This is a genomic window from Eubacterium sp. AF34-35BH (assembly GCF_003477765.1).
Taxonomy (GTDB): Bacteria; Bacillota; Clostridia; order Lachnospirales; family Lachnospiraceae; genus Eubacterium_G.
In genome coordinates, this window is the sequence record NZ_QUDZ01000004.1 from 151442 (window position 1) to 164672 (window position 13231).

General features: G+C 33.7%; 13 protein-coding genes. All 13 read left to right on the top strand.

Annotation, left to right across the window (positions count from 1 at the left end; translation table 11 throughout):
* Positions 1–3: 3 nt before the first annotated feature.
* On the top strand, positions 4–1887 hold the full coding sequence (asnB, locus tag DWZ69_RS05930; RefSeq protein WP_117999543.1) for an asparagine synthase (glutamine-hydrolyzing): 1884 nt from the start codon (positions 4–6) through the stop codon (positions 1885–1887).
* Positions 1888–2074: 187 nt separating this feature from the next.
* Positions 2075–3487: a carboxyl transferase domain-containing protein gene (locus DWZ69_RS05935; RefSeq protein ID WP_118436454.1), complete on the top strand. Its 1413-nt coding sequence runs from the start codon at positions 2075–2077 to the stop codon at positions 3485–3487.
* Between the two features lie 9 nt (positions 3488–3496).
* The gene (locus DWZ69_RS05940) at positions 3497–4330 is read left to right on the top strand and encodes an OadG family protein (protein WP_243002590.1); all 834 of its coding nucleotides are present in this window, start codon (positions 3497–3499) and stop codon (positions 4328–4330) included.
* A gap of 32 nt (positions 4331–4362) precedes the next feature.
* The gene (locus tag DWZ69_RS05945; RefSeq protein ID WP_117999545.1) at positions 4363–4725 is read left to right on the top strand and encodes an acetyl-CoA carboxylase biotin carboxyl carrier protein subunit; all 363 of its coding nucleotides are present in this window, start codon (positions 4363–4365) and stop codon (positions 4723–4725) included.
* Positions 4726–4753: 28 nt separating this feature from the next.
* Positions 4754–5893, top strand: coding sequence for a sodium ion-translocating decarboxylase subunit beta (locus DWZ69_RS05950; protein ID WP_117999546.1), 1140 nt, complete (start codon positions 4754–4756; stop codon positions 5891–5893).
* A 40-nt stretch (positions 5894–5933) separates the two neighbouring features.
* The gene (locus DWZ69_RS05955) at positions 5934–7340 is read left to right on the top strand and encodes an oxaloacetate decarboxylase subunit alpha (RefSeq protein WP_022166043.1); all 1407 of its coding nucleotides are present in this window, start codon (positions 5934–5936) and stop codon (positions 7338–7340) included.
* A 76-nt stretch (positions 7341–7416) separates the two neighbouring features.
* On the top strand, positions 7417–8646 hold the full coding sequence (locus DWZ69_RS05960) for an NAD(P)/FAD-dependent oxidoreductase (protein ID WP_118436456.1): 1230 nt from the start codon (positions 7417–7419) through the stop codon (positions 8644–8646).
* Between the two features lie 15 nt (positions 8647–8661).
* A complete protein-coding gene (gene cmk, locus DWZ69_RS05965; protein ID WP_118436458.1) occupies positions 8662–9315 on the top strand; it encodes a (d)CMP kinase in 654 nt (217 codons plus the stop codon).
* Between the two features lie 25 nt (positions 9316–9340).
* Complete coding sequence (gene ispH, locus DWZ69_RS05970; protein WP_118436460.1) at positions 9341–10192, top strand: 4-hydroxy-3-methylbut-2-enyl diphosphate reductase; 852 nt, start codon at positions 9341–9343, stop codon at positions 10190–10192.
* Positions 10173–11270: a 30S ribosomal protein S1 gene (rpsA, locus tag DWZ69_RS05975; protein WP_118436462.1), complete on the top strand. Its 1098-nt coding sequence runs from the start codon at positions 10173–10175 to the stop codon at positions 11268–11270. The genes ispH and rpsA overlap by 20 nt, the downstream gene beginning before the upstream one ends.
* Positions 11271–11342: 72 nt before the next feature.
* Positions 11343–11903, top strand: coding sequence for a 16S rRNA (guanine(966)-N(2))-methyltransferase RsmD (gene rsmD, locus DWZ69_RS05980; RefSeq protein WP_118436464.1), 561 nt, complete (start codon positions 11343–11345; stop codon positions 11901–11903).
* Position 11904: 1 nt separating this feature from the next.
* Positions 11905–12393, top strand: a complete 489-nt coding sequence (gene coaD / locus DWZ69_RS05985) for a pantetheine-phosphate adenylyltransferase (RefSeq protein ID WP_022166049.1) — start codon at positions 11905–11907, stop codon at positions 12391–12393.
* Between the two features lie 2 nt (positions 12394–12395).
* Positions 12396–12989, top strand: a complete 594-nt coding sequence (locus tag DWZ69_RS05990; RefSeq protein ID WP_022166050.1) for a hypothetical protein — start codon at positions 12396–12398, stop codon at positions 12987–12989.
* Positions 12990–13231 lie beyond the last annotated feature (242 nt).

The window sequence follows — 13231 nt, forward strand, 5'->3', positions numbered from 1 at the left end:
ATTATGTGTGGAATTTGTGGCTTTATAGGAGAAGTTGAAAACAGTAAAGCAGTTTTAAAAAGAATGATGGACAAGATTGCCCATAGGGGACCTGATGATGAGGGAATGTATGTTGATGAACATGCTGCAATCGGTCATAGAAGACTTAGTATTATTGATTTAAATCATGGCGCACAGCCAATGTACAACGAAACAGGAGACATTGCTATTGTGTTTAATGGAGAAATATATAACCATTTAGATGTAAGAAAAGAACTTATTGCAAAAGGACATGTTTTTGCAAATGAGTCTGATACAGAATGTTTGGTACATGCTTATGAAGAGTACGGTACAGACATGCTGTCAAAACTTCGTGGTATGTTTTCTTTTGTGATTTGGGACAGCAAAAACAAAACAGCATTTGGTGCAAGAGACCATTTTGGAATTAAACCTTTTTATTATTCACAAATTAATGGGTCTTTAGCATTTTCATCAGAAATAAAAGCAATTTTGGAATTTCCGGGCTTTAAGAAGGAAGTAAATGAAGAAGCTCTTGAACAGTATTTAAGTTTCCAATATTCTGTTCTTCCTGAGTGTTTCTTTAAGGGAGTGTATAAACTTCCGGCAGGACATTATATGATTTATAAAAATGGTGAAATGACTGTTAAAAGATATTTTGACCCGATGATGGAACCAAAGGAAAACGGTGATTTGGAAAAAACTGTATCAGAGATAGAAGAAATTGTTGACAATACAGTAAATGCACATATGATTGCTGACGTAGAAGTAGGTTCACTTTTATCAAGTGGTGTTGATTCAAGTTATGTTGTTTCAGAGTTCCCTGGAACAAAAACTTTTACAGTAGGATTTCTTGATAAACAAAGCAAGTACAATGAAATACGTTATGCTGAAAGTCTTGTTGATGAATTAGGAAAAGAAAATTACAGTAAAACAATTGACAGTGATGAATATTTTGATTCTATTTCATCAGTAATGTATTATATGGATGAGCCTTTAGCAGATCCATCATGTATAGCTCTTTATTTTGTTGACCAGCTTGCGGCTGAACAAATTAAGGTAGTTTTATCAGGTGAGGGGGCTGACGAATTCTTTGGCGGTTACAATATTTATCATGAACCATTGTCATTAAAAGGTTATCAGAAGATACCTAAGTGTATAAGAAAAGGTTTAGCTAAAGTTGCAAGTGTTATGCCTGATATAAAAGGGCGTGATTTTATTATAAGAGGTAGCAAAACAGTTGAAGAGAGATTTATTGGTAACGCTAATATGTTCTCAGTAAAAGACAGAGAAAAACTTCTTAAGACGAAATTAACACATAAGTCACCACAGGACATCGTTGCTCCAACATACAAGAAAGTAAGTCATTTAAATGATATAGCTAAAATGCAGTATATTGATACAAATTTCTGGCTTCAGGGAGATATCCTATTGAAAGCAGATAAAATGAGTATGGCTCATTGTCTGGAATCAAGAGTACCTTTCCTTGATGTTGAAGTGTTCAATTATGCAAAAACATTACCTATTGATTTTAGATGTAACGAAGAGGCTACAAAGAGAGCTTTTAGAATTGCAGCTAAGAGACATATACCTGAAAAGACAGCGAACAAGAAAAAATTAGGCTTCCCTGTTCCAATCAGAGTATGGTTAAAAGAGGAGAAATATTACAACAAAGTAATGGAAACATTAACATCAGATGCATCAAAGAAATTCTTTAATACTGACATTTTGGTTAAGTTAATGGAAGACCACAGAAACGGAAAAGCAGATAACAGCAGAAGAATCTGGACTGTATATGTTTTCCTTGTTTGGTATAATGTTTACTTTGAAACAGAGGACTTTAAACCTATTAATAGTGAATGGATTAAAAACAGAATAAGAACAGCATAAAATAATTAAGTTTTTGTTTGGAAAAATTTTGAAATATAAATTGCTATTTGACACGAAAAGTGTTAATCTATATAAGGCGAAAAAGTGGTTGTTTTTTGCAAACACAAGTAAAGCCAATGACGGTATTTAGAATATTGTCAGTGGCTTTTACTATGTAAAACTTTATTAATATAATGGAGGACTGATTATGAGTACATCAGCTAAAACTTCAGCAAGAACGAGAATTGAAGCTCTTCTTGATGACAACAGTTTTGTTGAAATTGGTGCATTAGTAACAGCTAGAAGCACAGATTTTAACATCAAAGCCATTGATACTCCATCAGACGGTGTTGTTACCGGTTATGGATTAATTAATGGAAGATTAGTTTATGTATTTAGCCAGGATTCATCAGTGCTTGGTGGCTCTGTTGGTGAAATGCATGCTAAGAAAATTTCAAATATCTATGATATGGCTCTAAAAATGGGAGCACCTGTTATTGGTTTAGTGGATAGCACAGGCCTTAGATTACAGGAATCAGTAGATGGACTTGAAGCATTTGGTTCAATTTATATGAAACAAAGCGAAGCTTCAGGAGTAATTCCTATGGTAACAGCCATATTTGGAAATTGCGGTGGAGCATTAAGTGTAATGGCAAATCTTTCTGATTTTACATTTATGGAGAAAGATAATGCTGCATTATTTGTTAACTCACCCAATGCTATTGATGAAAACAGAAAAGAAGTATGTGATACTTCAGCAGCTAAATTCCAGAGCGAAGAAGCTGGTAATGTAGATTTTGTTGGAACAGAATCAGAAATAATTTCAGGTATTATTAACTTGGTTTCAATTTTACCTTCAAATTATGAAGATGAAGTTTTGGCAGACTGCACAGATGATTTAAACAGAGCAGCAACAGGCTTTGATTCAGGATTAGAAGATACAAAGTTAGCATTAACAGCTATTTCTGATGATGGTTTCGTTGTTGAAACAAAGAGTGCTTACGCACCTGAAATGTTAACTGCATTTATAAAATTAAATGGAGCAACAGTTGGTGTAGTAGCTAATAGAACAAAAGTTTACGACGACAATATGGAAGTTGTAGCAGAATACGAACCTAAGCTTACAGCTAATGGTTGCGATAAGGCTGCACAGTTTGTATATTTTTGTGATGATTTTTCAATTCCTGTTCTTACACTCACAAATGCTACAGGATTCAAAGCATGCAAGTGTCAGGAAAAACGTGGCGCTAAGGCAACTGCAAGATTAACTTATGCATTTGCAAGTGCGACAGTTCCAAAAGTAAATGTTATTATTGGTGAAGCTTTTGGTAGTGCATATGTAACAATGAACAGCAAGTCAATTGGTGCAGATATGGTATTTGCTCTTCCAACTGCAAAGGTAGGAATGATGGATGCAAACGCTGCAGCAAAGATTATGTATGCAAAAGAAATTGAAGAAGATGCAAGCGTTCTTGCTGAAAAGACAGCAGAATATGCTCAGTTACAGGGAAGTGTAACAAAGGCAGCATCAAGAGGATATGTTGATAATATCGTAGAACCTGTTGATGTAAGAAAATATGTTATCGGTGCCCTTGAAATGTTATACACAAAGAGACAGTAGGAGGATATTATGAAGGTTATGAAAAGATTGCGTTTAGTAATTTCTCTTGCTTCATTACTTATGTGTTTAGTATTTTCAAACACATGTGTTTTTGCAGATCAAACTGTTGATTTAAGTGGCACAAATGCTGCTGAAACAACTTTATCAGCAGAAGATCAGAAAACATTTGCAAACGGTAAAATTACAATGGCACAGATTAAGTCATTGTTTGAAAACTATGTAACAAACGGATTAGCTAATTATGGAGAATGTTCTAAGGATGAGTTAGACTATCTTGGTGAATATTATAGTTCACAGACAGATATGTTTGAAAACTTTGCTAAAGCTGTTGGAGATGAACCTTGTGGTACATACAAAGACTATGGCAAGATAGAAGTAACAGAAAATGAAGATGGAACAATTGATGCAACTTCAATGTTACATTTTGAAAATAAAGATTTAAAGATGATTATGCATATTTCTTTATTTGATACTTTAGGACCACAGGCTACATCTGTAGAATTCAGTTTGCCTGACACAGCAGACAATTCTATCGGAGCAAAAATGGCTTCTGCAGGAGCTAATACATTAATGGGAATGGGAACAGTATTCGCTGTACTTATTTTTATTTCATTAATTATTTCATGCTTTAAGGTTATTCCAAAGATTACTGAAGCTAGAGCAAATAAAAACAAAAAAGCAAATATTACAACAGAAGAAGACAAGTCTGAAACTGTATCAGCAAATGAAACCGTTGATGTGTCAGATGATTTGGAATTAATTGCTGTTATTGCATCAGCTATTGCAGCCAGTGAAAATACATCAACAGACAGCTTCGTTGTAAGATCAATTAGAAGAAGATAAATTACTTTTGTAAATTTAGGAGGAATTTAAAAATGAAAAGTTATACAATAACAGTAAATGGTAATGTTTATGACGTTACTGTAGAAGAAACAGGTTCTACACCTAGTGCACCTGTAAAGGCAGCTGCACCTGCAAAGGCTCCAGCCGCTGCTCCAGCTCCAGCTGCAACAGGCAGTGAAGGAAGCGTTAAGGTAACAGCACCAATGCCTGGTAAGGTATTATCAATTAATGCTAACCCTGGACAGTCAGTAAAGAAGGGTGACACAATTTTAGTATTTGAAGCAATGAAAATGGAAAACTCTGTAGTTGCTCCTGAAGATGGAACAGTTGCAAGTGTTGCATTTGGCGTAGGTGATTCATTTGAAGCAGGCGCAGTTATTGCAACATTAAATTAGTTGTTTTATAAAGAACTGGAGGTAACAAATGAACATCTTAGATACATTGGAAAATTTGGTAAACCAAACAGCATTTTTCAGCTTATCTGTTGGAAACTACATTATGATTTTGGTTGCCTGTGTTTTCCTATATTTAGCAATAAAAAAAGGATATGAACCATTGCTTTTGGTTCCAATCGCTTTTGGTATGCTATTAGTTAATATGTATCCGGACATTATTAAAGCTCCTGTAGGAGATGAAGCAGGTGGATTACTTCACTATTTTTATATTTTAGATGAATGGAGTATTTTACCATCACTTATTTTTATGGGTGTAGGTGCAATGACTGACTTTGGTCCGCTTATTGCAAACCCTAAGAGTTTCTTACTTGGTGCTGCAGCACAGTTTGGTATATATTCAGCATACTTTTTGGCAATTTTCATGGGATTTGGTGGAAAAGCAGCTGCTGCAATCTCAATTATCGGTGGAGCTGATGGACCTACATCAATCTTCCTTGCTGGTAAATTAGGTCAGACAGACTTACTTGGACCTATTGCTGTTGCGGCTTATTCATACATGGCATTAGTTCCAATTATACAGCCACCAATTATGAAATTGTTCACAACTGAAAAAGAAAGAAAAGTCAAAATGGAACAGCTTAGACCTGTTTCAAAGTTAGAAAAGATTCTTTTCCCAATTATTGTTACAATAATTGTAGTAATGATTTTACCTACAACAGCACCATTAGTAGGTATGCTTATGTTAGGTAACTTATTTAGAGAATCTGGTGTTGTTAAACAGTTACAGGAAACAGCTAGTAATGCACTTATGTATATCGTAGTTATTTTACTTGGTACAAGTGTAGGTGCAACAACATCTGCTGAAGCATTCTTAAATATTAGTACAATTAAGATTGTTATTTTAGGACTTGTAGCATTTGCTGTTGGTACAGCGGCAGGTGTACTGTTTGGTAAATTAATGTGTTTAGCAACTCATGGTAAGGTTAACCCACTTATTGGTTCGGCTGGTGTATCAGCAGTACCAATGGCAGCAAGAGTTTCACAGAAGGTTGGAGCAGAAGCTGATCCAACAAACTTCTTATTGATGCATGCTATGGGACCAAACGTAGCTGGTGTAATTGGTACTGCAGTAGCAGCCGGTACATTTATGGCTATTTTTGGAATCTAAAGTTATCCTATTACATGAGAAATATTGGAGGAAAATTAAAATGGCAGAAAAAAGACCAGTAAAAATTACTGAAACTATATTACGTGATGCTCATCAGTCATTAATCGCAACAAGAATGCCTACTGAAGAAATGCTTCCTATCATTGATACAATGGATAAGGTTGGATATCATGCTGTAGAATGTTGGGGTGGTGCAACTTTTGATGCTTCACTTAGATTCTTAAAAGAAGATCCATGGGAAAGATTAAGAAAATTAAGAGATGGATTTAAGAATACAAAATTACAGATGCTTTTTAGAGGACAGAATATTTTAGGATATAGCCATTATTCAGATGATGTTGTTGAATATTTTGTTCAGAAGTCAATTGCTAATGGTATTGATATTATTAGAATTTTTGACTGTTTAAATGACTTAAGAAACTTAGAAACAGCAGTAAAGGCTGCTAATAAGGAAAATGGTCATGCACAGATTGCATTATCATACACACTTGGTGATGCGTATACACTTGATTATTGGAAAGAAACAGCTAAGAGAATCGAAGATATGGGTGCTAACTCACTTTGTATCAAGGATATGGCTGGACTTCTTACACCATATAAGGCAACTGAATTAGTTCAGGCTTTAAGAGAAGGAACAGATATCCCTATCGATCTTCATACACACTATACATCAGGTGTTGCAGCCATGACATATATGAAGGCTGTAGAAGCAGGATGCGATATTATTGATACTGCAATTTCACCATTCTCAATGGGTACATCTCAGCCTGCTACAGAAGTTATGGTAGAAACATTTAAGGGAACACCATACGATACAGGCTTAGATCAGAAGTTATTAAAAGAAATAGCAGATTACTTCAAACCATATAGAGAAGAATGTTTAGCTAATGGATTATTAAATCCAAAGGTTATGGGTGTTAATATCAATACACTTCTTTATCAGGTACCAGGTGGTATGCTTTCAAACCTTGTTTCACAGTTGGATGAAATGGGTGCGTCAGATAAGTTTGATCAGGTGTTAGAAGAAGTTCCTAGAGTTCGTAAAGACTTTGGTGAACCACCACTTGTTACACCATCAAGCCAGATTGTTGGTACACAGGCAGTTCTTAACGTAGTTATGGGCGAAAGATATAAAATGATTAACCAGCAGGCTAAAGATCTTCTTGCAGGAAAATATGGCCAGACAGTTAAGCCATTTAACGAAGAAGTTCAGAAAAAGGCTATCGGTGATGAAGAAGCTATTACATGCAGACCTGCAGATTTACTTGAACCATCACTTGATAAGTTCGAAAAGGAATGTGCTCAGTGGAAACAGCAGGATGAAGATGTGTTAACATACGCTTTATTCCCACAGGTTGCAAAAGAATTCTTTGAATACAGAGAAGCTCAGCAGACAAAGGTTGATCCATCTGTAGCAGACAAAGAAAACGGAGCATATCCGGTTTAAATTTGTATTATATGACACCTTATGCTTTAATAGGCATAGGTGTCATATTTATATAACGATTAGGATGTTTTAATATATGAGTAGTGTTTTAATTATTGGCGGTGGAGCTGCTGGAATGATGGCTGCGATTGCTGCCGGATATAATGGAAATGAAGTCCATTTATTTGAAAAAAATGACAGATTAGGTAAAAAAATTTTTATAACAGGAAAAGGCAGATGCAATATTACAAATGCATCTTCAATTGAAAATCATTTTTCGAATATAATTTATAATGAAAAATTTCTGTACAGTGCATATAATAATTTTTCCAGTGAAGATATATGCAATATGATAGAAAGTACAGGCATAGAAACAAAGATAGAAAGAGGAAACAGAGTTTTTCCTTTAAGTGATAAATCATCTGACGTTATATGGGCACTTGATAACATGATGAAAGATATTGGCGTTAATGTTCATTTAAAGTCAGAGATTACTAAAATTGAAAATTCTAACAATAAGGTTATTTTAATAGATAAACACAATAATAAGTTTGCAGGTGATAAATGTATAGTGGCTACAGGAGGTATGTCTTATGAGACTACCGGGTCAACAGGTGATGGTTATAAGTTCGCAGAAGAAATGGGACATACTGTAAGTAAAACATATCCTTCACTTGTGCCTTTCAATATTAAAGAAGAAATGTGCAAGCAATTGCAGGGGCTTTCCCTGAAAAATATAAAACTTACTATAACCGATGAAAAGGGAAAGGTTTATTTCAAGGAACAGGGCGAAATGCTTTTTACTCATTTTGGTATAAGCGGGCCCCTTGTATTATCAGCAAGCTGTTATATATGCGATAAATTTAAAGAGCATGATTTTTATGCATATATAGATTTGAAACCAGCATTGGATAAAGAAACTTTAGATAAGAGAATTCTAAAAGATTTTAATGAAAATATAAATAAGAATTTTAATAATTCTTTGGACAAGTTATTGCCTAAAAAGATGATTGAACCAATTATTGAATTGTGCAATATAGATCCTTATAAAAAAGTCAATGAAATTACAAAAGAAGAACGAGAAATTCTTGTTGAAAACATAAAAAACATACCTTTAACAATTTCAGGAACGAGAGGATTTAATGAGGCAATTATAACCAGAGGAGGAATTTCTGTTAAAGATATTAATCCGAAAACAATGGAGTCGAAAATTGTTCCGAATATGTATTTTGTTGGTGAAGTATTGGATTTGGATGCAAAAACAGGTGGTTATAACCTGCAAATCGCCTGGAGCACAGGATATTTGGCAGGAAGTAGTATATATTAAATAATGGAGGAACAAATGTATAATATAGCAATTGATGGTCCTGCAGGAGCGGGAAAAAGTACAATAGCAAAAATTGTGGCAAAGGAGTTAGGTTTTATTTATGTTGACACAGGTGCAATGTATAGAACAATAGCTTTAGCGTGTCATAGAGAAGGTATTAGTGCAAAAGAACATGAAAAGGTGGCAGAAAAATGTGAGTCCGTAGATGTTTCACTTGGCTATGAAGATGGAACACAGAAAGTGTATCTTAATGGAGAAGATGTAAGCACATTAATCAGACAGGAAGAAATTGGTAATATGACAAGTGCTATTGCAGTATATCCTGAAGTTAGAAAAAAATTGGTTGAAATGCAAAAGAAATTTGCAAAAGAAAATAATGTAGTTATGGATGGCAGAGATATTGGTACAGCAGTATTACCAAATGCTGATTTGAAAATATATTTAACTGCCAGCTCAAGAACAAGAGCAATGAGACGTTATAAAGAACTTGTGGAAAAGGGAGAACAATGTGATGTTGATGCAATAGAGGCAGACATCAAAGACAGAGATTATAGAGACATGCACAGAGAAGTTTCTCCACTTTGTCAGGCTGAAGATGCGATTTTAGTTGATTCATCTGACATGTCAATTGAACAGGTTGTGGAAAAAATTACAGGGTTAGTTCAATAAAAAATATAATTACACAGGTGTTTAAATGGAAATATTAGTGGCAAAAAGCGCCGGATTTTGCTTTGGAGTGGAAAAAGCGATTGAAAGTGTTTATAAGGAAATTGAAACAGGAAAAAAACCGATATATACTTTTGGACCGATAATTCATAATGAACAGGTTGTAGAAGATTTGGAAGAAAAAGGCGTGTCGGTTATTGATACAATTGAAGAACTTGAAAATCTTCAATCGGGAAGTGTTGTAATCAGATCTCATGGAGTTCCAAAGAAAATCTATGATGCTATAGAAAAACAAAATTTGGAAATAGTAGATGCTACCTGTCCTTTCGTAAAAAAGATTCATAACATTGTTAAGAAGGAAAGCGAAAAAGGTAAAAGAATTGTAATCATAGGAAATGATAATCACCCTGAAGTTGAAGGTATAAAAGGTTGGGTTGTAGGTGAAGCTATAGTTATAAAAGACGAGGAAGACATAGAAAAAATAGATTCCTTTAGAAATGAAAGTATATGTATTGTCTCACAAACGACATTTAACTACAATAAATTTAAATATTTAGTTGAAATTATAACTAAAAAGGGTTATGATATAAATGTTGTAAATACGATTTGCAATGCGACACACTTAAGACAAGTTGAGGCAAAAGAAATTGCATCAAAAGTAGATGCAATGATTGTTATTGGAGGTAAGAATAGTTCCAATACACAGAAGTTATATGACATATGTAAGAATGAGTGCAAGGATACTTATTATATACAAACTGTTAGTAACCTTAATTTGAAGAATGTCGATTCATTGAGGTCTATAGGTATTACAGCAGGGGCATCGACCCCAAAGAAAATTATTGAGGAGGTCGTTCTTAATGTCAGAGATGAGTTTTGAACAAATGTTGGATGAATCATTCAAGACAATTCATAATGGAGAAGTTCTTGAAGGAAAGGTAATCAGTGTAAGAGAAGACTATGCAGTTCTTAATGTTGGATATAAGGCTGACGGTATTCTTACAAGAGATGAATACTCTAACACACCAGTAGATCTGACAACTGTAATTTCAGTAGGCGATGAACTGACAGTTAAAGTTCTCAAGGTAAACGACGGCGAAGGTCAGGTTGCTTTATCTTATAAGAGACTTGCTGCAGAGAAAGCAAATGAGAAGATTAAAGAAGCTTTTGAAAATAAAGAAGTTCTTAAAGCACCAGTTGTACAGATTTTAAAAGGTGGTTTGAGTGTTGATGTTGAAGGCGGTAGAGTATTTATACCTGCAAGCCTTGTATCAGACGTATTCGAAAGAGATTTAGATAAATATTTAAATCAGGAAATCGAATTTGTAGTAACTGAATTTGATCCAAGAAGAAGACGTATTATTGGAGATAGAAAGCAGTTAGTTGTTGCAGAAAAAGAAGCAGCTAAGAAAGCTTTATTTGAAAAGATTCAGGTTGGAGACACAGTTGAAGGTGTAGTTAAGAGCGTTGTTGATTTTGGAGCATTCATTGATATCGGTGGTGCTGACGGACTTTTACATATCTCAGAAATGTCATGGGGTAGAGTTGGAAATCCTAGAAAGTTATTTAAGCCGGGCGACAAGGTTACAACATTTATTAAAGAAATTAATGGTGATAAGATTGCATTAAGCTTAAAGTTCGAAGATACAAATCCTTGGGCTAACGCTGAAGAAAAATTTGCAGTTGGAGCAATTGTTACAGGTAAGGTAGCAAGAATGACAGACTTTGGAGCATTCGTTGAAATCGAACCTGGTGTTGATGCTTTACTTCATGTATCACAGATTGCAAAACACCATGTTGAAAAGCCATCCGATGAATTAAAGGTTGGTCAGGAAATTGAAGCTAAGATTGTTGATTTTAATGAAGAAGAAAAGAAAATTAGCTTAAGTATCAAAGCTTTACTTCCAGATGAAGACGAAGCTGAAGAAGTTCAGGAAGATGTTGCTTCAGAAGAATAATTTTTAAACAATATAGATTAAAGGCAGGCATTTTTTGCTTGCTTTTAATTTTATAAGGCTTATGGAGAATTAATGAGAGTAATAGCAGGAACAGCAAGAAGAATACAATTAGAAACAGTTAAAGGAAATAATACAAGACCTACAACTGATAGAATTAAAGAAACATTGTTTAATATTATAAATAATGATTTATATGATATTGATTTTTTGGATTTGTTTAGTGGAAGTGGCGCCATTGGAATTGAAGCTTTAAGTCGTGGAGCTAATAGTGCAACTTTTGTAGAAAATAATAGAAATGCTATTAAATGTATAGAGACTAATTTGGAAAAAACTAATCTAAAAGAACAAGGAAATATTGTTTTTGGTGATGTTATGCGATCACTTGAAAGTTTACAATTAAAAAAACAGACATTTCACATTATTTTCATGGATCCACCTTATAATAAGCAATTAGAAAACAAGGTTTTAGAGTTTCTAAAAGATTCATGTATTTTAGATAATGACACTTTGATAATTGTTGAAGCTTCGTTGGAGACTGATTTCTCTTTTACTTTGAATTTAGGATACGAAATTAAAAAAGAAAAAATATATAAAACAAATAAACATATATTTTTGAAAAAACTAGGAGAATAATATGACAAGAGCAATTTATCCTGGAAGTTTTGACCCGGTCACACTAGGACATTTAGATATTATTAAAAGAGCATCTAAAATATTTGATGAACTAATAGTAGGTGTTTTGAATAATAATTCTAAATCTCCGTTGTTTTCAGTTGAAAAACGTGTTAAAATGTTAAATGATGTTGTAAAAGATTTACCAAATGTCAAGGTTATGTCTTTTGAGGGATTGCTTGTGGACTTTGCAAGAAAAGTTGATGCGCAAATTATTGTTAGAGGTTTAAGGGCTGTAACAGATTTTGAGTATGAACTTCAAATGTCTCAGACAAACACAGTCTTAAATGAAAACGTTGATACAATATTTTTTACAACAAGTTTGGAATATGCTTACCTTAGTTCAAGTACAGTAAGGGAGGCGGCGTATTTTGGAGCTGATATTAGCAAATTTGTACCAGAATCTGTTGTACAACAGGTTTACGATAAATTTAAGGAAAGAGGAGAATAAAAATGAGTAGTAAGATTGAACAGATTATTACAGAAATTGAGGAATATATTGATAACTGTAAGTTTCAGCCTTTATCAACATCTAAGATTGTAGTAAATAAAGACGATATTGATGAATTATTAGCTGAATTAAGATTAAGAACTCCTGATGAAATCAAGAAATATCAGAAGATTATTGCTAATAAGGATGCAATCTTAAACGATGCTAAGGAAAGATCAGAAGCTATGATTGCTGAAGCTACAGCACACATTAATCAGTTGGTTAGTGAACATGAAATTATGCAGAAAGCATATGATGAAGCCAACAAGGTTATTGAACAGGCACAGCAGGAAGCTCAGGATATTTTGAACAATGCTACATCAGAAGCAAATGATTATAGAATGAGAGCTATGCAGTATACAGATGATATTTTATCAAATGTTCAGAGCATACTTACAACAGGTATGAATAGCTTTGAAAATGCACAGAGCCAGATGATGACATCGTTAAACAGTTCATTAAATGTTGTTGTTGAAAGCAGAAAAGAATTAAATGGTCAGGATGAAGATAATTCACAGCCTGAAAATAATGATGACATTGCAGTTGATTTAATGTAATTATTATACTTTATACAGAAAAGAAAGCTATGTTTAGCTTTCTTTTTTGTATATTTAAATAACACTAAGAAAATTATTTACTATTTCTATTTATGAAATTGTTATTTGTTATTACCGTTGCATAAAAAATGTTGTTTGCTATTTCTATTTGTGAAATGATTACTTGTTATTACCATTGCATAAAAATGTTGTTTGTTATAACTATTACACAAAATAACTACTTAGTATTGCTAGTATTACTA

Excerpts from the sequence above, each read along its gene's own strand:
- asnB (WP_117999543.1), top strand. The coding sequence starts at position 4 with ATGTGTGGAATTTGTGGCTTTATAGGAGAAGTTGAAAACAGTAAAGCA.
- DWZ69_RS05935 (WP_118436454.1), top strand. The coding sequence starts at position 2,075 with ATGAGTACATCAGCTAAAACTTCAGCAAGAACGAGAATTGAAGCTCTT.
- DWZ69_RS05940 (WP_243002590.1), top strand. The coding sequence starts at position 3,497 with ATGAAGGTTATGAAAAGATTGCGTTTAGTAATTTCTCTTGCTTCATTA.
- DWZ69_RS05945 (WP_117999545.1), top strand. The coding sequence starts at position 4,363 with ATGAAAAGTTATACAATAACAGTAAATGGTAATGTTTATGACGTTACT.
- DWZ69_RS05950 (WP_117999546.1), top strand. The coding sequence starts at position 4,754 with ATGAACATCTTAGATACATTGGAAAATTTGGTAAACCAAACAGCATTT.
- DWZ69_RS05955 (WP_022166043.1), top strand. The coding sequence starts at position 5,934 with ATGGCAGAAAAAAGACCAGTAAAAATTACTGAAACTATATTACGTGAT.
- DWZ69_RS05960 (WP_118436456.1), top strand. The coding sequence starts at position 7,417 with ATGAGTAGTGTTTTAATTATTGGCGGTGGAGCTGCTGGAATGATGGCT.
- cmk (WP_118436458.1), top strand. The coding sequence starts at position 8,662 with ATGTATAATATAGCAATTGATGGTCCTGCAGGAGCGGGAAAAAGTACA.
- ispH (WP_118436460.1), top strand. The coding sequence starts at position 9,341 with ATGGAAATATTAGTGGCAAAAAGCGCCGGATTTTGCTTTGGAGTGGAA.
- rpsA (WP_118436462.1), top strand. The coding sequence starts at position 10,173 with ATGTCAGAGATGAGTTTTGAACAAATGTTGGATGAATCATTCAAGACA.
- rsmD (WP_118436464.1), top strand. The coding sequence starts at position 11,343 with ATGAGAGTAATAGCAGGAACAGCAAGAAGAATACAATTAGAAACAGTT.
- coaD (WP_022166049.1), top strand. The coding sequence starts at position 11,905 with ATGACAAGAGCAATTTATCCTGGAAGTTTTGACCCGGTCACACTAGGA.
- DWZ69_RS05990 (WP_022166050.1), top strand. The coding sequence starts at position 12,396 with ATGAGTAGTAAGATTGAACAGATTATTACAGAAATTGAGGAATATATT.